We start from the raw sequence: 18,596 nt of genomic DNA, 5'->3' as shown, positions 1-18,596 counted from the left end.
AAGAAGAAAAATCATGCTCCGCGACGATCTCAAGGCCGCCCAGATCCAGGCAATGAAGGACAAGGACAAGGAACGGCTGAATGCCATTCGCCTGATCCTGGCCAAGGTGAAGGACCGCGACATCGAACTGCGCACCAGCGAGGCGACCGGCGACGACGATGCGCTGGTCATCGACGTGCTGCAGAAGATGGCCAAGCAGCGCCGCGAATCGATTGCGATGTACAACGAGGGCGGCCGCGCCGAGCTGGCCAAGGCGGAAGAAAAGGAACTGGCCGTCATCGAGGAATTCCTGCCCGCGCAGATGAGCGAGGAGGAAACGAAAGCCGCGATCGAGGCGATCAAGGCCGAGACAGGCGCGAGCGGCATGAAGGACATGGGCAAGGTCATGGCCGAGCTGAAGGCGCGCCACGGCACCGAGCTGGACATGAGCAAGGCGAGCGGGCTTGTGAAAGCCTCGCTTTCCTGAGGCGCCTGCGGCATTAGGGGGCGATGGCGCTCTCTCCCCAATGGCTGGACGAACTGAGGTCGCGGATCACGCTGTCCGCGCTGATCGGTCGTACCGAAAAGCTGCAGCGCGCGGGGCGCGAGTTCAAGGCATGCTGCCCGTTCCATAACGAGAATACGCCCAGCTTCTACGTCAATGACGAGAAGCAGTTCTATCACTGCTTCGGCTGCGGCGCGCATGGCGATGCGATCCGCTGGATGACCGATCAGCGCGGTCTACCGTTCATGGATGCGGTCAAGGAACTAGCCGAGCAGGCGGGCATGGAAGTGCCCGCGCCCGATCCGCGCTATGCGCAGGCGGCACAGCAGCGCGCTTCGCTGCATGACGTGTTGGGCGAAGCGCAGGCGTGGTTCGTTAGCAATCTGTCGGCGCCCGAGGGTGCGGAAGCCCGCGCCTATCTGAAGCAGCGGGGAATTTCCGAGGCGCAAATACGCGAATTCGGTTTCGGCTTTGCACCCGATGCAAAGGGCGGGATCGAAAAGGCCTTGTCGGGTTTCGAACGCGACATGCTTATCGAGGCGGGCTTGCTGATAACCGTCGATGGCAAGGAACCCTATGACCGGTTCCGAGGGCGGTTGATGCTGCCGATTCAAGACCGGCGCGCGCGGGTCATCGGGTTTGGCGGGCGTATCCTGCGCAAGGTCGATCACGCCCCCAAATATCTCAATTCCCCTGACACGCCCGTTTTCGATAAGAGCCGCACGCTTTACAACATCCACCGCGCCTCCGCCGCCTCGCGCCAGAGCGAGCGGTTGGTGGTCGTCGAGGGTTATATGGATGTCGTTGCGCTGGCAGGTGCAGGCATTGCCGAGGCTGTCGCGCCCATGGGAACCGCGCTGACCGAACAGCAGATCGAACTGCTGTGGCGCATGGTGCCGGTCCCGGTGCTGTGTTTCGACGGTGATGCGGCAGGCCAGCGCGCGGCCATGCGCGCCGTCGAACGCGCTCTGCCCATGCTAAGGCCGGGGCATAGCCTTTCGATCGTTACGCTGCCCGAGGGCCTCGATCCCGACGATCTCATCAGGCGCGATGGCCCTGCCGCCATGAAGTCACTGCTGGGCGGCGGTGAAAGCCTGATCGATCTGATCTGGCGTTTCGAAAAGTCCGCCACCGCAACCGCCACGCCCGAGGCCAAGGCCGGGTTGAAGGAACGGTTGATGGCGCATGCCGACGCTATCCAGCATCCCGATATACGCGCGCTTTATGCCCGCGAATTGCGCGACCGCTTTTCGGCCTTTGCCTTTCCGCCCCGGCAGCGCCAGCCAGCGCGCGGCTTTGGTGGCAAGCTTGCGGGCGAGTTCGGCGGATCGCGGCGGTTCGAACGGTTTCAGCGCGACAATACCCCGCCCTCCCCGCTGCTCAGGCAGCTTGGACCGGCCAGCGCACGCACGCGCCTGATGGCCGCCGTCATACTGGGGCTTGTCCGCCACCCGTCCCTGCTGAACGGCAAGGCCGAGCAGATCTCGCAATTGCGTCCCGAAGATGCCGGGCAGGCGCGGCTCCTCGATGCCTTGCTCGAGCTTGCGGAAACGGGGCAAATCGGCGGGGGGTCGCTTGAAAGTCCCGATATTGCCGCCATATTGGCCGAACGTGGACTGGCCCTGCCCCATGGGGACGCGATCGGCGGCATGAAACTTGCCTTCCTGTCCGATCGCACGACACCGGCCGAGGCTGCGGAAGAATTGACGGAGGCAATCTCGCTGCTGGTCGAAAGACCGGCGATCGAGGCGGCCCTCGTATCGGCGACCGCTCGGTTCGGCGATGATCCGGAAGGATCCTTTGCCGAGCAGCAGCGCTTGTTGAAGAGAAAGCTGGAATTCGATGCCCGCCTCATGCAAATGGCGGCCATGCGAGGTGGCAATCAGTAAAATATACGATCAACTATCCAGCGGGTTATCGACACGACAGCAGGCGATGATCGGCAGGCGTAGATCAGGGCAGATGAATAGGCGGTAATGGCAACCAAAACGACAAACGGCGGCGGCGACGGTGATGCACCGCTGATCGACCTCAACGAAGCGTCCATCAAGAAGCTTATCGCCCGCGCCAAGAAGCGCGGCGTGATCACTTATGACGAGCTGAACGAGGCGCTGCCGCAGGACCAGATGTCGTCCGAGCAGATCGAGGACGTGATGTCCGCGATCTCGGAAATGGGCGTCAATATCGTCGAAAACGACGACGATTCCGAAGAGGGCGAGGATACGCCGGACGAAATCGACGCGTCGGATGACGACGATTCCGATTCGGATGATGGCACCGCCCCTAAGGATCACAAGGCACCGGCCAAGAAAAAGGAAACGGTCGAGCGGACCGACGATCCTGTGCGCATGTATCTGCGCGAGATGGGCGCCGTCGAACTGCTGAGCCGCGAGGGCGAGATCGCCATCGCCAAGCGGATCGAGGCCGGCCGCGACATGATGATCATGGGCCTGTGCGAAAGCCCGATCACGTTTCACGCCATCATCCAGTGGTCAGAGGCCCTTAATAACGAGGAAATGCAGCTGCGCGAGATCCTCGATCTCGACGCCATGCTGTCCAAGGAACCCGCGCCCGAGAACCTGACCGACGACGACGAAGGCGACGGCGAGATCTCCGAGGAAACCGCCGGCCCGTCCTATAAAGAGGACGATGACGACGACGACGAGGAAGAGAACGGCGAAGGCGAAGACGGCGAGGAAGGCGAAGGCCGCCGCAAGGACGACGACGAGGAGGACAACACCCTCTCGCTCGCCCAGATGGAGGCCGCGCTCAAGCCCGACGCGCTTGAGCGTTTCGCCCGCATCACCAAGCTGTTCCGCAGCTTCGAGAAGCTGCAGAACGAGCGTGTCGATGCGATGGGCCGGGGCGAGGTGTTCGCCAAGGGCAAGGAAGACAAGTACGAGAATCTGCGCGAGGAACTGACCGCCGAAGTCGAATCCGTCCAGTTCCACGCGACCAAGATCGAGTTTCTGGTCGACAATCTCTATGCCTTCAATCGCCGCCTGACCGCGCTTGGCGGCCAGATGCTGCGCCTTGCCGAACGGCACAAGGTGAAGCGCGCCGACTTCCTGCAGGCCTATGTCGGGCACGAGATCGACGAAGGCTGGCTGACCACGGTCGCGAAGAAGGACAAGAAATGGGCCGCCTTCGCCGATAAGGAAGCCGAGCCGGTCGAGCGCATCCGCGCCGAGATCGCGGACATCGCCAGCCAGACCGGCATGGCCCTGCCCGAATTCCGCCGCATCGTGAACATGGTGCAGAAGGGCGAGCGCGAGGCCCGCATCGCCAAGAAGGAAATGGTCGAGGCGAACCTGCGCCTCGTGATTTCCATCGCCAAGAAATACACCAATCGCGGCCTGCAATTCCTGGATCTCATTCAGGAGGGCAACATCGGCCTGATGAAGGCGGTCGACAAGTTCGAGTATCGCCGCGGCTACAAGTTCAGCACCTATGCGACCTGGTGGATCAGGCAGGCGATCACGCGTTCGATCGCGGATCAGGCCCGCACGATCCGTATCCCGGTCCACATGATCGAGACGATCAACAAGCTGGTCCGCACAAGCCGCCAGTTCCTGCACGAACAAGGCCGCGAGCCGACGCCCGAGGAAATGGCCGAACGCCTGTCGATGCCGCTCGAAAAGGTTCGCAAGGTGATGAAGATCGCCAAGGAGCCGATCTCCCTTGAGACGCCTATCGGCGACGAGGAAGATTCGCATCTGGGCGATTTTATCGAAGACAAGAACGCGATCATTCCGGTGGATGCCGCGATTCAGGCGAACCTCAAGGAAACCGTGACCCGCGTGCTCGCCAGCCTTACCCCGCGTGAGGAACGCGTGCTGCGCATGCGCTTCGGCATCGGCATGAACACCGATCACACGCTTGAGGAAGTGGGCCAGCAGTTCTCGGTCACGCGCGAACGTATCCGCCAGATCGAGGCGAAGGCGCTGCGCAAGCTCAAGCATCCGAGCCGCAGCCGCAAGATGCGCAGCTTCCTCGACCAGTAACTTCGGTTACGGCCATTTACGCAAGGCCCCGCGTGGTAATTCCATGCGGGGCCTTTTGTCATATGCGCCGGGCCGGACGCTGATATGCGCGCTTTATTGGCCAAAACCCCGATTGCGGTGGTCAATTGCGCGCGTTCACATTATGCGCGTCGCAAACACCCGAGTCTCAAAACTGACACAGGCCGCTCATGCGCATTGCCATCGCTTCCGATCACGCCGGTTTCGACCTGAAGCAGGATATTGCCCGCTGGCTTGCGGATGAAGGCCACGTCGTGACCGACTGCGGTCCGCAGAGCAATGCGCGGGTCGATTATCCCGACTTCGGATACAAGCTGGCCCTGGCCGTCACCGGCGGCGCGAGTGATTTCGGCATCGCCATCTGCGGATCGGGAATCGGCATCTCGATCGCAGTAAACCGTCATCCGAAAATGCGCTGCGCTCTGGTGAACGAGCCGCTGTCCGCGATGCTGGCGCGCGAGCATAATGACGCGAATGCCATTGCGCTGGGTGCACGGCTGGTCGGCATCGACATGGCTAAAGCCTGCATCGCCGCCTTCATGGTCGGCCGTTTCGAAGGCGGCCGTCACGAGGGCCGCGTCGACAAGCTTTCCTCGCCCCCCTTCGTGCCCCAGACAGTTTCCTGATCAAGAATAAGCGTGAAAGAGACATCATGACCGTCGACACCGCGATCCGCAGCACCGGATTCTTCACCGATGACCTTGCCGCGTCGGACCCCGCCGTCGCCAAGGCCATCAATCATGAGCTGAAGCGCGAGCGCAAGCAGATCGAACTGATCGCGAGCGAGAACATCGTCTCCAAGGCGGTCCTTGCCGCGCAGGGTTCGGTGTTCACGAACAAATATGCCGAAGGCTATCCCGGCCGCCGCTATTACCAGGGCTGCGAACCGTCCGACGCGGTGGAGCAGCTTGCCATCGACCGCGCGAAGGAATTGTTCGGCTGCGAATTCGCCAATGTGCAGCCGCATTCGGGCGCGCAGGCCAATGGCGCGGTTCTGCTGGCGACAGTCAAGCCGGGCGATACGATTCTGGGCATGAGCCTCGATGCGGGCGGGCATTTGACGCATGGCGCACGCGCCGCGCTTTCGGGCAAATGGTTCAACGCCGTGCAATATGGCGTGACCAGGGACACGCACCAGATAGATTACGACGAGGTGGAGCGTCTTGCCAAGGAGCATCAGCCCAAGCTGATCATCGCTGGCGGCAGCGCCTATCCCCGCATCATTGATTTTGCGCGCATGCGCCAGATCGCGGATTCGGTCGACGCGATCTTTCAGGTCGACATGGCGCATTTCGCCGGTCTGGTCGCGGCGGGCATCCACCCCTCGCCCTTCCCCCATGCGCATATCGCCACGACCACCACGCACAAGACTTTGCGCGGCCCGCGCGGCGGCATGATCCTGACCAATGACGAGAAACTGGCGAAGAAGCTGAACTCCGCCGTTTTCCCGGGCCTTCAGGGCGGCCCGCTGATGCACGTGATCGCCGCCAAGGCCGTCGCATTCGGCGAGGCGCTGCGGCCCGAATTCAAGGCCTATAGCCGGCTCGTTGTCGAGAACGCGCAGGTCCTTGCTGCCACGCTTAAAGAGCGCGGCGCGGAAGTCGTGTCCGGCGGCACCGATACCCATCTGGCGCTGATCGACCTGACCCCGCTAGGCGTCACTGGCAAGGACGCGGACGAGGCGCTGGAACGTGCAGGCATCACCTGCAACAAGAACGGCATTCCGTTCGATCCGCTGCCGCCGATGAAGACCAGCGGCATACGCGTCGGCAGCCCCGCGGGCACCACGCGAGGATTCGGGCCCGAGGAATTCCGCGAGATCGGCCATATGGTCGCCGATGTGCTCGACGGTCTGGCAAAATGCGGCGAAGCCGGCGACGCGCAGGTGGAACAGAACGTCCGCGCGCGCGTCGAGGCCCTGTGCGATCGATTCCCGATCTACGAGGACTAAGGAGCCCATCATGAGCGAACCCGGCGGCATCAAGGATTACTGGAACGGCCTTTCGCCCGAAGCGCAGAAAGCGGCGAAATGGGGTGCGGTTGGCGCTGTTATCGCGATCCCCGTGCCTTTCGTCGGACCCATCATCGGCGGCATCGTCGGCGGCGGGCTGGGTTACGCCAAGGCCAAGGGCAAGATCTGAAGGTCATGATTTAAGTGCGTTGCCCGTTCTGTGCGAATGAATCGAGCCAGGTAAAGGACAGCCGGCCGGCGGAAGATGGCAGCGCCATCCGCCGGCGGCGCCAGTGCGAGGGCTGCGGCGCACGCTTTACGACGTTTGAGCGTATTCAGCTGCGCGAGGTCACGGTCCTCAAGTCGGGTGGAACGGGCGATGAGATTCGCCGCGAGCCGTTCGACAGGGCAAAGCTGGAACATGCGGTTCGCCTGGCCTGCCGCAAACGAGCCATCTCGCACGAGCAGATCGATCGGTTGGTTTCGGGCGTTCAGCGTCAGCTGGAAACGCGCGGCGACAGCGAAATCCCCTCGGCCGTAATTGGCGAGCTGGTGATGGAGGGGCTGCGCCAGCTCGATTCGGTGGCTTATATCCGCTTTGCCAGCGTCTACCGCGAATTCAGCGAAGCCAGTGACTTCGAGCAATTCGCCAGCACGGTGCGCGATGTCGCCGCCGAATAGCAATCCGGTCATCGTTCTGGTCCGTCCGCAACTGGGCGAGAATATCGGCAAGGCCGCGCGCGCCATGCTGAATTTCGGACTGACCGAGATGCGCCTTGTCGCCCCGCGCGACGGATGGCCCAATCCATCCGCCGGCCCGGCGGCGTCGGGTGCTGATATCGTTCTGGAACAGGCGCGGGTTTACGACAGCGTGGCCGATGCGGTCGCCGATTGCGCGCATGTCCATGCGACCACCGTGCGCAAACGCGGGGTGACCAAGCCGGTCCTGACGCCGGAGCAGGCGGCGGGCGAGATGGCGAGCATGGCCGGGCGGCATGCGATCCTGTTCGGCCCGGAACGATCGGGTCTGGAAACCGACGACGTGGCGCTCGCCCGGACCATCGTCACGGTGCCCATCAATCCGGAATTCGGTTCGCTCAATCTGGCGCAGGCCGTCATCCTTCTAAGCTATGAATGGTCGAAATCGCAGCATTCGGACGGCGGCATGATGGCCCAGCCGACGAGCGAGGAGATCCTCCCCCCTGCCCCGCAGCAGGAGCTTGACGGCATGATTGCGCAGCTGGAGGGCATGCTTGAACCTTGCGGCTATTTTCGCCCCGAGAGCCGCGCCACAGCCACGCGGCGGACGTTGCGGACCATGCTGACAAAGCCGGCTTGGAACCACCTCGAGATCCGCACCATGCGCGGCGTGTTGAGCGCGCTGGCGAAGGGGCCGCGCCAAGACGGATAGCTGCGCCGCTTACCTGTATTTCGGTTCGTAGAAGGGTCCGCGCAATTTGCCGCACACGGCGGTGGGATAGGCGTCAGTCGCGCAGGCGAATCCATTCCTCGTCTTCATAGGCGATCGACGTTTCCACCAGATCTTCCCAGAAGCGGGCAACCAGCCCTTCCGGAACTTTGTGCCTGCGCGCGGCGGCGACCGCGGCCTCGATCACGGCCTGCTTGCGTTCTTCGTCACGCACCGCTTCGCGATCCTGCTTGATACGGGCGGCCGCGCGCATATAGCCGAAGCGCTGGGCCAGAAGCTCGACCAGGGCCGCATCGACGGTGTCGACGCCTTGGCGCACTTCCTTCATCGTGCGGCAGAGTTCGGGTTCGATTGCCTTTTCCATGGCGCCGCCATTGCCGTGCGCATGGGCGGTTGTCCAGTGCAGGGCGCGCGGTTCATGCGCCGGGGCGTGCCGGACTTGACGCAAGCGCGCATTTCTGCAAATGCGCGCGCTCGCAATAGGCCCCGCACCCCGGTGAAGCGGTGGCCGCGCCAGACATCTATGTCGGGCGGTGCGTGTCCGGGCCACGAAAAACTCGATCGCAATGCGCATCTGGCGCCGCGGTCTGCATATTGAAGGAAAGACTATGTCGAAGCGTAAAGCCTCGAAGCATAAACTTGACCGCCGTATGGGCGAAAACATCTGGGGCCGTCCCAACAGCCCCGTCAACCGTCGTTCCTATGGCCCCGGCCAGCACGGCCAGCGCCGCAAGAGCAAGGTTTCCGACTACGGCCTGCAGCTGCGCGCCAAGCAGAAGCTGAAGGGCTATTACGGCGACGTCACCGAAAAGCAGTTCAAGCGCACCTATCAGGAAGCGTCGCGCATGAAGGGCGATACCAGCCAGAACCTGATCGGCCTGCTGGAACAGCGCCTCGACATGATCGTGTATCGCGCCAAGTTCGCGCCGACCATCTTCGCGGCTCGCCAGATCGTTTCGCATGGCCACATCAAGGTCAATGGCGTGAAGTGCAACATCGCATCACGCCGCTGCTTCGTCGGCGACGTCATCTCGCTGGGCAACAAGGCGCAGGAAATGGCGCTGGTGATCGAAGCGCAGAGCCTGCCCGAGCGTGAAATCCCCGACTATGTCGCGCCCGACGGCACCGACAAGGTGACCTTCACCCGCGTTCCCACGCTGGACGAAGTGCCCTATCCGGTGCGTATGGAACCGAACCTGGTGGTCGAGTTCTACTCGCGCTGATCCATCGGTTCAGACCAGAAAAACAGGGCGGCTTCCTGCGGGAGGCCGCCCTTTTTCGTGGCCTGTCCCGAAATGCGCCAAGCCGTTACAATACGGGCCGAATTGCCGGAACCGGGGCCTTGTTGCGGCATTCATCCGGCATCATGGAATACAGGTTCATCACCCCCAATCGTAAGGGCAAATGGTACCCGACGCTTGAGCTGGCAAAACGCTTTGCCAACAGCATCGGCGCAGGCTTTCTGGATGCGGCGGGCAACTTCGTCGCCTATCGCGATACGATCCTTGAAGAGAGGCGTGCCGCCAAACGGCAGGAACGCGGGCTCAGCCCAAATATTCACGCCTGAAGTCGGCGGCAAAGGCGGCAAACCGGCCCTGCGCAATCGCATCGCGCATCGCCTGCATCAATTGCTGATAGAACGACAGATTATGCTCGGTCATCAGCATCGCGCCCAGAATTTCGCCAGACCGCACAAGATGATGCAGATAGGCGCGTGAGTATTTCCCGCAGGTCGGGCAGGAGCAGCGGCTATCGACCGGCTCTTGATCCTCGGCGAAGCGCGCATTGCGGATGTTGATGGGGCCGTTCCATGTGAATGCCTGCCCGTTGCGGCCCGATCGGCTGGGCAGCACGCAATCGAACATGTCGATGCCGCGTTCGACCGCGCCCACCAGATCGTCCGGCTTGCCCACGCCCATCAAATAGCGGGGCCTGTCATCCGGCAGCTGGCCCGGCGCGAAATCGAGCGTGGCGAACATGGCCTCCTGCCCCTCTCCCACAGCGAGGCCGCCCACGGCATAGCCGTCGAAGCCGATGTCGGTCAGCTTGTCCGCGCTGATCCGGCGCAACTCCTCATCCAGTGCGCCCTGCTGGATCCCGAACAGGGCCGACCGCGCGGCATGTTCGCCGCCGCTGTCGAAACCCTCGCGGCTGCGTTTGGCCCAGCGCATGGACATTTCCATCGAAGCGGCAATCTCGTCGCGTGGACGATCTGCGCGAGGGCATTCGTCGAACGCCATGACGATGTCGCTGCCTAGCAGGCGCTGGATCTCCATGCTGCGTTCGGGCGTCAGCGCATGGCGCGATCCGTCCAGATGGCTCTTGAAGGTCACGCCTTCCTCGGTGATCTTGCGCAGGTCGGACAGGCTCATCACCTGATAGCCGCCGCTGTCGGTCAGGATCGGGCGGTCCCAGCCCATGAAGGCGTGCAGCCCGCCCAGACGCGCGACCCGCTCTGCGCCGGGCCGCAGCATCAGGTGATAGGTATTGCCAAGAATGATCTCTGCGCCCGTACGGCGCACGTCTTCGACCTTCATCGCCTTGACCGTCGCCGCCGTGCCGACCGGCATGAAGGCAGGCGTGCGGATCGTGCCGCGCTGCATGGCAATCTCGCCGGTGCGGGCCCTGCCCTCGCGGGCGTGAATGGTGAACTCGAAGCGCGTCATGCGCGGGCGCTTAGCGGTCTGCGCATCGTTCGTCACCCCGCCATCGGCCTTGCGATGCTGCGAAAACTGATCGACCAGCGTGTTTCGGGCAAAGCGGCGATCGAATGCTCCCATTCGTGCCGCGCTTCGCCGTCGAGGCGGTAAGCCTTACCAGGTTCCAGCGCGAAACTGGTGCGATCAAACCCAGAGGTACGGCGGCGGCGCAAACGCATGGTCGCGGGCGAGCCAAGGGAAAGGCCAGCGACCGTCCCGAACTGGGGCCGGTCGCGGTGCCAGCCGATGACCGCACCCGGCCTGTAGCGGATCAGCAAGGCTTGCTCGTACATGTCCGCCGGGTCGCTAAAGGCCTCCGCGAGCACTTGGCGAATGCGGACCAGCCAGTCGGGCATGGGATCGGCGCGTGAAACGCCGCCCCGCTCAAAATCATAGTGCCAGCCGAAGGATATCGTTTCACGCCGTCCTGTCCAAGGTCCGAAGCGGAACGGTGTCAGCGACAAGGCCTCGATAAGCTTGACGGCTTCGGCCTGTTCATGCGCATCCAGCAGCGGTCCCGACCGGGACAGCCAGGGCACGGCAGGTTCAAGATCGGCAACGTCTGCAAAAAGATCGGGCTGGTGAGGCACGCTGGCGATATGGGCTGTCCGCCCCACCCGCTCAAGGGTCGAGCGGGGCCATCAGCCCTTCCCCAGCGGGACGAACTGGCGCTAAGGGCGGTCAATGGACATCGAACCCTGGCTTCTGATCGTAATGGCCTGCGTGGCCGTGCTTACGGGCTTTCTGGATTCCGTAGCGGGCGGCGGCGGGCTGGTCATGATGCCGGCCCTATTGTTCGCGGGTTTGCCGCCGCAGCTTGCGCTGGGCACCAACAAGTCGCAGTCAATCTTCGCAACGACCATGGCGTTCGTGAACTATGCCCGCGCGGGGCTGGTCGACTGGCGCAAAGAGAAATGGCTGGGGCTGATCGCGCTGGCCGGGGCGGCGGCGGGCTCGCTGCTGGTGCAGCAGGTCTCGACCCGCGCGCTGGAACTGATCGTGCCGCTGCTGCTGGCGGGTGTGGCGCTCTATGTACTGTTATCGCCGCGGATGGACGATACGCAGGCGCACCAGATCCTGACGCGCAAGGGCTATGCGCCCGTCGCTGGCATCATCGGTCTGTATGACGGCTTCTTCGGGCCCGGAACCGGCAGTTTTTTCGCGGCAAGCCAGGTGGGCCTGCGCGGCGAAGGCCTGACCCGCGCTACTGCGCATGCCAAGCTGTTCAACATGATGACCAACATCGCCAGCGTCATCGTGTTTGCCGCGGGCGGGAAGATCGTCTGGGCACTGGGGCTGGCCTGCGCGGCCGGCGCGATGACGGGTTCGTGGATCGGATCGAAATTCGCGGTCAGGCACGGCGCTCAGCTGATCCGCCCATTGCTCGTCGCCGTCAGCCTCGGGCTGACCGCGCGGCTGATCTGGGGATGGTTCAGCGGCTGAACCGGAGCCCGCCTAAAAGTCGTAAATCAGCGAAATGCGCGAAAGCGTGTCGGTCGGCTTGGTATTCTCCGGGGGATCGGTGTCATGCTCGATCCCATAGGAAAGCCGCGCCTTGAGACGCTCTGCAATGCCGGCTTCCAGTCCGGTCAGCGCGGCGAAGGTCGAATTGTCCGAATGCATGAAGGCATTGGCGCTCTCGGTCAGCGTCAGGTTTTCGGCGATGCGCCATTCCAGTTCCACAGCGCCCAGCGCGGCGAGATAGGTGTCGTCCTCGCTCTCCTGCATCGGATCGACAAGGACGGTTCGCCGCCAAGCCGGCCCGCCCTTGAGTTCAAGCCGCAAACCGTCGCGGTCGAAGGGGCGATAGCCGATGCCCGTCGATGCCGAATAGCGTGACGAGAAGCCCTGGATCTCATCCTTTTCATATTGCGCAAGGCCGAAGACAAATGCCTTGGAGGACAGGTCGAAGCTGGGCTCGTAGGACGCAATATAACGCTCTCGCGTGGTGTCGCCGTCCGAGCTTTGAAAGTCGAAACGGGCTGTGACCCTGTGCCGCCAGGTAAGGCCGACGCGATTGGCCTTGAAACCGGCGGTCACGCCGACATCTTGGCTGTTGCCGGTAGAGGCCAGCGCGCCGAATTCGCCATTGCCGGTCCACCCTTCAAGTGGCCCGGCCGTCGCGAGCGACTGGCGCTTGCGCTCCTGCTCGGCGGCGAGGATGCGCTGGCGGTTTTCCTTGAAGCTTGCCTCCAGCCCGTCGAGTTCGGTGCCGCCCGCCGGATAGGTATGGCGCGCGATTTCTATAACAGTCTTCACCTTGTCCGGATCGCCCGTGGCGATGGCGGTTTCGACCATCTCCCGTGCCGCATCGGGCAAGCCGGGCGCTTCCGGCTCGGGTATTTCCGGGCGCGGATATGGCTCGATATAGATGGCTTCCTGGGCGAAAGCCGGGGCCGCCACCGACGATGCCAACAATGCAAGGAAAAGCGCCCGTGATTTCATGACGCAGGCCGGTATCAAATCACTCTCGAAGCCGCCAGCCTGTTTGGAAAATCGTACCGATAATAACGATGCAGATCGTCAGAAACAGCAGGGTCAGTCCCGTCGCGACCGCGATCGACACGTCTGCCTGACCGTAGAACGTCCAGCGCAGGCCGCTGACGAGATAGACGATTGGATTGAAGAGAGCGACTGTCCGCCACGGCTCTGCCAGCATGTCGATCGAATAGAACGTCCCGCCCAGAAAGGTCAGCGGGGTGAGAAGCAGCAGCGGCACCATCTGCAATTTTTCGAACCCGTCGGCCCAAAGCCCAAGGATGAAGCCCAGAAGCGAAAAGGCCGATGCGACCAGCAGGATGAAGAAGAACGCCGCCACAGGATGGGCGATGTGAAAATCGACGAACAGCGTCGCGGTCAGCAGGATGATCGCCGCGAGGATAAGGGATTTCGTCACCGCCGCCCCGACATAGCCGAACAGGGTTTCGGCCACACCGACGGGTGCGGACAGCAATTCATAGATCGAGCCGGTAAAGCGCGGCATATAGATGCCGAAGCTGGCGTTCGACGTGCTCTCCGACAGCATGGTGAGCAGCAGCAGGCCCGGTACGATGAAGGCGCCATAAGGGACGCCCCCGACCTCGTTCATCCGGCCGCCGATGGCCGCGCCAAAGACGATGAAATAGAGGCATGTCGTCAGCACCGGCGAAACCAGCGATCCAAACGCTGTACGTAGAAAGCGCAGAAGCTCGGCACGATAGATCGTGAAGGCGCTAGTCAGATTGAAACTCATGCCGCTTTCGCGCCCTTTTCGTCGACGAGCCGGACGAAAATGTCCTCAAGGCTCGATTCGTGCTGGTCGATGCCGTCGAATTCTATGCCGCCGTTGACGAGAATTCGGGCGATCTCGGCCACCTGCTTTTTGCCCAGACCGCTGCCGTCACCGCCGCGAAACACGATGCTGCGGCCGCCCTCTTCAAGCGTAACCGGATAATCCGCCAAGGCCGCGGGCAAGCTATCGAGCGGCGCGGCAAGCGTGAAACTGGCTTCGGTCCGGCCTAGGCGCTTCATCATCTCGTGCTTATCGTCCACCAGCAGGATACGGCCCTTGCTGATGACCCCGACGCGGTCGGCCATCTCTTCGGCCTCCTCGATGTAATGGGTCGTCAGAATGACCGTCACGCCCTGCTCGCGCAGTCGTCCGATGGTCTGCCACATGTCGCGGCGAAGTTCGACATCAACTCCGGCGGTCGGCTCGTCCAGGAACAAAAGGTCGGGATCGTGGGCAAGTGCCTTGGCGATCAGCACCCGGCGCTTCATCCCGCCCGAAAGGGCACGAAGCTGGGAGTCGCGCTTGTCCCACAATGAAAGGGTCCGCAAGACTTCCTCGATCCGCGCAGGATCCGCAGGCTTGCCAAACAGGCCGCGCGAATAGGCCACCGATCGGTGAACCTTCTCGAAGATGTCGACGGACAGTTCCTGCGGCACCAGGCCAATGCGCGAGCGCATCCGGCGCCAGTCCTTTGCCATGTCGTGGCCAAACGCACTGACGCTGCCGCCGGTAGGCCTCACCATGCCGCAAACCGCGCCAATCAGTGTCGTTTTCCCCGCGCCATTGGGGCCCAGAAGAGCGAAAATCTCTCCCTTGCGGATCTGAAGGTCTACATTGTCGAGAGCGGTTACCGGCGGCGCGTTGCCCCTGCCGGGATAGGTTTTCGACAGGCCGCGAATATCGAGTATGGTGTCCACGAAAGACTGTTTGGGCGCGAGGCCAGCGCTTTTCAAGCCGCCATCCCTATGCGCCGCGTTCGGGCAGCAGCAGCGAACTGTCGCCATAGCTGTAGAAACGATATTCACCGGCAATCGCGTGCGCATAGGCCGATTGCATGACATCCAGCCCCATCAAGGCACTGACCAGCATGAACAGGGTCGATTTGGGCAGGTGGAAATTGGTCATCAAAGCGTCGATGGCGCGGAACCGGTAGCCGGGTGTGATGAAGATCGAGGTATCGCCCTCAAACGGTTGAATTACGCCGTTTTCATCGGCTGCACTTTCCAATAGACGCAGCACCGTCGTTCCAACGGCGACGATCCTTCCCCCGGCCTTTCGCGCTTCGTTCAGGCGGTCGGCGGTCGCCGCGTCTATCCGGCCCCATTCGGCGTGCATGGCATGGTCGTCGGTGTCATCCGCCTTGACCGGCAGAAATGTACCCGCGCCGACATGCAGGGTCAGCGTTTCGCGCGCGATGCCCCTTTGGTCGAGCGCGGCGATCAATTCGGGCGTGAAATGCAGTGCGGCAGTCGGTGCCGCCACCGCGCCGTCGCGTTCTGCGAACATGGTCTGGTAGTCTGTTCGGTCTTGCTCGTCCGTCCCGCGCTTCCCCGCGATATAGGGCGGCAGGGGCATGCGGCCCGCTCGTTCGAGCAGGACCTCGACCGGCTCTTCGCCGCCGAAATGCAGGGTCCAGCTGCCATCCGGCAGCCTGCCTTCCGCAATGGCCATGACATCGGCCGGGAACTGGATCCGGTCTCCTTCGCGCAGACGCTTTCCGTTGCGCACGAAGGCTTGCCAGCGGCGCAGGTCGATCCGCTTGTGCAGGGTGGCGCCAATCGAGGCGCCATCGCCCGCCTCGCCCCCGCGGGGCGGCCTGACACCCTCGAGCTGGGCCGGAATGACGCGCGTGTCGTTGAATACCAGCACATCGCCGGGCGACAGCAACGCGGGAAGATCGCGGACCTGCCGATCGGTCAGCCTTGCGTCCGATCCTTCCACGACAAGCATGCGCGCCGCATCCCGCGGACGCGCAGGGCGCAGCGCTATCCGCTCGTTCGGAAGATCGAAATCGAAGGCATCTACTCGCATCGCGCTCCACTAGTCAGGCGCGATGCGATTGGAAAGCGCTCTCGTTACTCGTCGCTGCCCGAAGCGGCATTGTTCAGCATGTCCGCCGTGATTTCCGCGCCGGGCGCTGGTGCCGATGTCGCGGGCGGAGCCTTGTTCTGGCTGGCCAGCGATGCCTGAACGATCCGCGTCGGGTTCGCGGGCGGTTCGCCGCGGGTAATGGCGTCGACCTTGTCCATGCCCGAGATCACGCGGCCGAAAACGGTGTATTTCCCGTCGATCGCCATGGTCGGATAGAACACGATGAAGAACTGGCTGTTCGCGGAATCTTCCGAATTGCCCATGCGCGCCATCGAAACGGTTCCGCGAAGATGCGGCACGCGGTTGAATTCGGCCTTGAGGTCGGGAAGTTCCGATCCACCGCGCCCCGTGCCGGTGGGATCGCCGGATTGCGCCATGAAACTGTCGATCACGCGGTGGAAGATCACCCCGTCATAGAAACCCTGCTGCGTCAGCGTCTTGATCCGCTCGACATGTTCGGGCGCCCATTCCGGCTTGAGCCGAATGGCCACGCGCCCGCCATTCGACAGGTCGAGCATCCACACATTCTCAGGCTCGACCGAGACATCGGTATTCACGGTCCAATAGGCGGTGCCCATTCCGGCGAAGGGGGCCGGATCGGCCTGAACCGCTTCTTCCGTGACAGCCGCATCGTCAGCCTCGTCCTGCGCGAGCGCCATGCCGCCGGTTGCCAGCACAATGGCGGCGATGCCTGACTTGACCCACAGGCGGGCCGATCGGGAAATAGCGATAGTCATCTGAAATCCTTGCAAACCGTGCAGCCGCTTAGCCTGCACGGGCTGTCAGCGAAATGAATAGAAGGCGGTATTACCTCGTAAGGCGGCCGGTTCAACGATCGCCCTTCAAGCCTTGCCGGGCCACCCGCTCCACGACATCCTCCTTTACCGAAGGGCTGACGAAACGCGAGATATCGCCGCCGAACTGGGCGATTTCCTTGACCAGCCTGGACGCGATTGGCTGAAGCGAAACGTCGGCCATCAGGAAGACCGTCTCGATATCGTCGTTCAGCTGCTGGTTCATGCCTGCCATCTGGTACTCATATTCGAAATCGGCGACCGCGCGCAGGCCCCGCACGATCATCTGCGCGCCCTGCTTTTCGGCAAAATGCATAAGCAGCGCATTGAAGCCGACCACCTCGACATTCTCGACCCCCATGGCCTTCACTTCGCGCTCGACCATTTCCATGCGCTCTTCGGGCGAGAACATCGGGTTTTTCGAAGGGTTAGTGGTAACGCCGATGATCAGCCGGTCGACCAGCTTGGCCCCGCGCCGGATGATGTCGCAATGGCCCAGGGTTATCGGATCGAATGTACCCGGATATATGCCGACCTGTGCTCTTGTGTCGCTCACGTTCCTGCTCCCCGTGTTGTACTGGCCGTATTGTCCTGGCGTCTTTGTCCGCTCAGCGCTGACGTTCGACCACAAATCGCGCGACCGACCGAAGCAGGTCCGCTTCGGCACCATAGGACGACAGATGGCCGATCGCCTGCTCGACAAGGATCCTGGCCTGTTCGCGCGCGCGGTCGGCCCCCAGCAGCGATACGAAGGTGGACTTGCCCGCCTCGGCATCCTTGCGCAGGGCCTTGCCGGCCAGTTCCTCGTCCCCTTCGTGGTCGAGCAGATCGTCCGCGATCTGGAAGGCCAGGCCGATATCATGCGCATAATGGCGCAGCGCGCGCCGTCCTTCGGCAGGTAAATGACCGAGAATGGCGCCCATTTCGACACTCGCCGCCAGCAATGCACCGGTCTTGAGCTGCTGCAGGCGCGTGACGGTCGGCAGGTCGAACTCGCTTTCCTCGGCCACGATATCCATCATCTGGCCGCCTGCCATGCCGTCGGCGCCGCTGACTCGCGCAAGGCAGGATACCAGTTCGGCGCGAACGAACGGATCGGGAATACGCTCGGCTTCGCTCAGTACCTCGAACGCCAGCGCGTGGAGCGAATCGCCGGCGAGGACCGCGGTCGCTTCGTCGAACTGGCGATGGAGTGTTGGCTTGCCGTGGCGCAGGGCGTCATCGTCCATGCAGGGCAGATCGTCGTGGATCAGCGAATAGACATGAATTGCCTCGATCGCGCAGCCGACGCGCACCGCCGTTTCGCGGTCCACGGCCAGCATGCCCGCCGTTGTCACGCACAGCAGCGGACGCATCCGCTTGCCGCCGCCGATTGCGGCATAGCGCATCGCCTCGATCAGCCGCGCCCGCGCGTCCTGCGGCACCGGAAGCAATGCGTCGAAGCAGGTGTCGACGTCATGGGCGATCTGCCGCAGCGCCTCTCCCAGATCGTCGGTGACGAGCGTTTCCGCCATCGTAATCAGGCCGCCGGTTCGTCGAAAGGCCGCGTGCCCGACGCGCGCCCTTCGCTGTCGGCGACGATCGCCTCGATCCGGGCCTGCGCGGCGTCGAGCCGGGCCTGGCAATGCTTCCTGAGCGCCTCGCCCCGTTCGTAGAGCGCAATCGATTCGTCGAGCGCGGCGTCTCCTCCCTCAAGCCGGCGGACGACATCCTCCAGCGCGGAAAGGGCCTGTTCGTAACTCATCTGCGAAATATCGGGTGCTGCGTCGCTCATCGCAGCGTGTTTGGAACGTGGCCGTGACCGGGTCAAGCCATGCAGGGGCAGACTGTCCACGCCGCAGGCGGTGGATGGCGT

General features: G+C 63.0%; 22 protein-coding genes. 11 read left to right on the top strand and 11 right to left on the bottom strand.

All coding sequences use genetic code 11. The features are described from left to right. The first annotated feature begins 13 nt into the window (after positions 1–13). The 8 genes from AC4FIJ_RS11270 to AC4FIJ_RS11235 all read left to right on the top strand — a co-directional run bounded on the left by AC4FIJ_RS11270 (position 14) and on the right by AC4FIJ_RS11235 (position 7,868). On the top strand, positions 14–466 hold the full coding sequence (locus tag AC4FIJ_RS11270; RefSeq protein WP_490336821.1) for a GatB/YqeY domain-containing protein: 453 nt from the start codon (positions 14–16) through the stop codon (positions 464–466). Positions 467–489: 23 nt separating this feature from the next. Beyond that, positions 490–2,373, top strand: a complete 1,884-nt coding sequence (gene dnaG / locus AC4FIJ_RS11265; RefSeq protein ID WP_490336820.1) for a DNA primase — start codon at positions 490–492, stop codon at positions 2,371–2,373. A gap of 87 nt (positions 2,374–2,460) precedes the next feature. Continuing rightward, a complete protein-coding gene (gene rpoD / locus AC4FIJ_RS11260; RefSeq protein ID WP_490336819.1) occupies positions 2,461–4,488 on the top strand; it encodes an RNA polymerase sigma factor RpoD in 2,028 nt (675 codons plus the stop codon). A 188-nt stretch (positions 4,489–4,676) separates the two neighbouring features. Further along, positions 4,677–5,132, top strand: coding sequence for a ribose 5-phosphate isomerase B (gene rpiB / locus AC4FIJ_RS11255; protein WP_490336818.1), 456 nt, complete (start codon positions 4,677–4,679; stop codon positions 5,130–5,132). A gap of 26 nt (positions 5,133–5,158) precedes the next feature. Then, positions 5,159–6,457: a serine hydroxymethyltransferase gene (gene glyA, locus AC4FIJ_RS11250; protein WP_490336817.1), complete on the top strand. Its 1,299-nt coding sequence runs from the start codon at positions 5,159–5,161 to the stop codon at positions 6,455–6,457. A 10-nt stretch (positions 6,458–6,467) separates the two neighbouring features. Beyond that, a complete protein-coding gene (locus tag AC4FIJ_RS11245) occupies positions 6,468–6,647 on the top strand; it encodes a hypothetical protein (protein ID WP_490336816.1) in 180 nt (59 codons plus the stop codon). A 14-nt stretch (positions 6,648–6,661) separates the two neighbouring features. Then, on the top strand, positions 6,662–7,138 hold the full coding sequence (nrdR, locus tag AC4FIJ_RS11240; RefSeq protein WP_490336815.1) for a transcriptional regulator NrdR: 477 nt from the start codon (positions 6,662–6,664) through the stop codon (positions 7,136–7,138). Continuing rightward, positions 7,122–7,868, top strand: coding sequence for an RNA methyltransferase (locus AC4FIJ_RS11235; protein WP_490336814.1), 747 nt, complete (start codon positions 7,122–7,124; stop codon positions 7,866–7,868). The genes nrdR and AC4FIJ_RS11235 overlap by 17 nt, the downstream gene beginning before the upstream one ends. 73 nt (positions 7,869–7,941) lie before the next feature. Here AC4FIJ_RS11235 and AC4FIJ_RS11230 read toward each other — a convergent pair whose 3' ends face one another. After that, positions 7,942–8,460 (bottom strand): chorismate mutase, encoded by a 519-nt coding sequence (locus AC4FIJ_RS11230; RefSeq protein ID WP_490336813.1) that lies wholly within the window; start codon positions 8,458–8,460, stop codon positions 7,942–7,944. Positions 8,461–8,494: 34 nt separating this feature from the next. Between AC4FIJ_RS11230 and rpsD the strand changes: the two genes are divergently transcribed. Then, the gene (gene rpsD / locus AC4FIJ_RS11225; RefSeq protein WP_490336812.1) at positions 8,495–9,109 is read left to right on the top strand and encodes a 30S ribosomal protein S4; all 615 of its coding nucleotides are present in this window, start codon (positions 8,495–8,497) and stop codon (positions 9,107–9,109) included. Positions 9,110–9,252: 143 nt separating this feature from the next. After that, positions 9,253–9,453: a hypothetical protein gene (locus tag AC4FIJ_RS11220; RefSeq protein ID WP_490336811.1), complete on the top strand. Its 201-nt coding sequence runs from the start codon at positions 9,253–9,255 to the stop codon at positions 9,451–9,453. On the opposite strand, the gene tgt is transcribed toward AC4FIJ_RS11220, so the two are convergent. Together tgt and AC4FIJ_RS11210 are read right to left on the bottom strand one after the other, a co-directional pair. Beyond that, on the bottom strand, positions 9,431–10,552 hold the full coding sequence (tgt, locus tag AC4FIJ_RS11215) for a tRNA guanosine(34) transglycosylase Tgt (RefSeq protein WP_490336851.1): 1,122 nt from the start codon (positions 10,550–10,552) through the stop codon (positions 9,431–9,433). The two genes, AC4FIJ_RS11220 and tgt, sit on opposite strands and share 23 nt — an antisense overlap. Positions 10,553–10,584: 32 nt before the next feature. Continuing rightward, positions 10,585–11,124 (bottom strand): alpha-ketoglutarate-dependent dioxygenase AlkB, encoded by a 540-nt coding sequence (locus tag AC4FIJ_RS11210; RefSeq protein WP_490336810.1) that lies wholly within the window; start codon positions 11,122–11,124, stop codon positions 10,585–10,587. A 145-nt stretch (positions 11,125–11,269) separates the two neighbouring features. On the opposite strand from AC4FIJ_RS11210, the gene AC4FIJ_RS11205 reads away from it, so the two are divergent. After that, the gene (locus AC4FIJ_RS11205) at positions 11,270–12,028 is read left to right on the top strand and encodes a TSUP family transporter (RefSeq protein WP_490336809.1); all 759 of its coding nucleotides are present in this window, start codon (positions 11,270–11,272) and stop codon (positions 12,026–12,028) included. 12 nt (positions 12,029–12,040) lie between these two features. Here the strand turns inward: AC4FIJ_RS11205 and AC4FIJ_RS11200 are convergent, their stop codons facing one another. The 8 genes from AC4FIJ_RS11200 to AC4FIJ_RS11165 all read right to left on the bottom strand — a co-directional run bounded on the left by AC4FIJ_RS11200 (position 12,041) and on the right by AC4FIJ_RS11165 (position 18,515). Continuing rightward, a complete protein-coding gene (locus AC4FIJ_RS11200; RefSeq protein ID WP_490336808.1) occupies positions 12,041–13,030 on the bottom strand; it encodes a DUF481 domain-containing protein in 990 nt (329 codons plus the stop codon). Between the two features lie 19 nt (positions 13,031–13,049). After that, the gene (locus AC4FIJ_RS11195) at positions 13,050–13,817 is read right to left on the bottom strand and encodes an ABC transporter permease (protein WP_490336807.1); all 768 of its coding nucleotides are present in this window, start codon (positions 13,815–13,817) and stop codon (positions 13,050–13,052) included. Beyond that, on the bottom strand, positions 13,814–14,773 hold the full coding sequence (locus AC4FIJ_RS11190; protein WP_490336806.1) for an ABC transporter ATP-binding protein: 960 nt from the start codon (positions 14,771–14,773) through the stop codon (positions 13,814–13,816). Before AC4FIJ_RS11190 ends, AC4FIJ_RS11195 begins: the two co-directional genes overlap by 4 nt. Positions 14,774–14,819: 46 nt before the next feature. Continuing rightward, positions 14,820–15,887: a tRNA preQ1(34) S-adenosylmethionine ribosyltransferase-isomerase QueA gene (gene queA / locus AC4FIJ_RS11185; RefSeq protein ID WP_490336805.1), complete on the bottom strand. Its 1,068-nt coding sequence runs from the start codon at positions 15,885–15,887 to the stop codon at positions 14,820–14,822. A gap of 44 nt (positions 15,888–15,931) precedes the next feature. Continuing rightward, on the bottom strand, positions 15,932–16,684 hold the full coding sequence (locus tag AC4FIJ_RS11180; RefSeq protein ID WP_490336804.1) for a peptidylprolyl isomerase: 753 nt from the start codon (positions 16,682–16,684) through the stop codon (positions 15,932–15,934). A gap of 91 nt (positions 16,685–16,775) precedes the next feature. Continuing rightward, positions 16,776–17,297, bottom strand: a complete 522-nt coding sequence (gene coaD / locus AC4FIJ_RS11175) for a pantetheine-phosphate adenylyltransferase (RefSeq protein ID WP_490336803.1) — start codon at positions 17,295–17,297, stop codon at positions 16,776–16,778. 52 nt (positions 17,298–17,349) lie between these two features. Further along, positions 17,350–18,255, bottom strand: coding sequence for a polyprenyl synthetase family protein (locus AC4FIJ_RS11170; protein WP_490336802.1), 906 nt, complete (start codon positions 18,253–18,255; stop codon positions 17,350–17,352). Positions 18,256–18,260: 5 nt separating this feature from the next. Beyond that, positions 18,261–18,515, bottom strand: coding sequence for an exodeoxyribonuclease VII small subunit (locus AC4FIJ_RS11165; RefSeq protein ID WP_490336801.1), 255 nt, complete (start codon positions 18,513–18,515; stop codon positions 18,261–18,263). Between the last annotated feature and the right edge of the window lie 81 nt (positions 18,516–18,596).

The organism is Croceicoccus sp., from assembly GCF_983967925.1.
This window is presented reverse-complemented; position numbering and strand designations above follow the sequence as displayed.

Coding starts and splice junctions, on each gene's coding strand:
- AC4FIJ_RS11205 (WP_490336809.1), top strand. CDS start 11,270: ATGGACATCGAACCCTGGCTTCTGATCGTAATGGCCTGCGTGGCCGTG.
- AC4FIJ_RS11245 (WP_490336816.1), top strand. CDS start 6,468: ATGAGCGAACCCGGCGGCATCAAGGATTACTGGAACGGCCTTTCGCCC.
- AC4FIJ_RS11170 (WP_490336802.1), bottom strand. CDS start 18,255: ATGGCGGAAACGCTCGTCACCGACGATCTGGGAGAGGCGCTGCGGCAG.
- AC4FIJ_RS11165 (WP_490336801.1), bottom strand. CDS start 18,515: ATGAGCGACGCAGCACCCGATATTTCGCAGATGAGTTACGAACAGGCC.
- glyA (WP_490336817.1), top strand. CDS start 5,159: ATGACCGTCGACACCGCGATCCGCAGCACCGGATTCTTCACCGATGAC.
- rpsD (WP_490336812.1), top strand. CDS start 8,495: ATGTCGAAGCGTAAAGCCTCGAAGCATAAACTTGACCGCCGTATGGGC.
- AC4FIJ_RS11195 (WP_490336807.1), bottom strand. CDS start 13,817: ATGAGTTTCAATCTGACTAGCGCCTTCACGATCTATCGTGCCGAGCTT.
- AC4FIJ_RS11180 (WP_490336804.1), bottom strand. CDS start 16,684: ATGACTATCGCTATTTCCCGATCGGCCCGCCTGTGGGTCAAGTCAGGC.
- AC4FIJ_RS11220 (WP_490336811.1), top strand. CDS start 9,253: ATGGAATACAGGTTCATCACCCCCAATCGTAAGGGCAAATGGTACCCG.
- AC4FIJ_RS11200 (WP_490336808.1), bottom strand. CDS start 13,030: ATGAAATCACGGGCGCTTTTCCTTGCATTGTTGGCATCGTCGGTGGCG.
- rpiB (WP_490336818.1), top strand. CDS start 4,677: ATGCGCATTGCCATCGCTTCCGATCACGCCGGTTTCGACCTGAAGCAG.
- AC4FIJ_RS11235 (WP_490336814.1), top strand. CDS start 7,122: ATGTCGCCGCCGAATAGCAATCCGGTCATCGTTCTGGTCCGTCCGCAA.
- dnaG (WP_490336820.1), top strand. CDS start 490: ATGGCGCTCTCTCCCCAATGGCTGGACGAACTGAGGTCGCGGATCACG.
- tgt (WP_490336851.1), bottom strand. CDS start 10,552: ATGACGCGCTTCGAGTTCACCATTCACGCCCGCGAGGGCAGGGCCCGC.
- rpoD (WP_490336819.1), top strand. CDS start 2,461: ATGGCAACCAAAACGACAAACGGCGGCGGCGACGGTGATGCACCGCTG.
- AC4FIJ_RS11270 (WP_490336821.1), top strand. CDS start 14: ATGCTCCGCGACGATCTCAAGGCCGCCCAGATCCAGGCAATGAAGGAC.
- queA (WP_490336805.1), bottom strand. CDS start 15,887: ATGCGAGTAGATGCCTTCGATTTCGATCTTCCGAACGAGCGGATAGCG.
- AC4FIJ_RS11230 (WP_490336813.1), bottom strand. CDS start 8,460: ATGCGCATTGCGATCGAGTTTTTCGTGGCCCGGACACGCACCGCCCGA.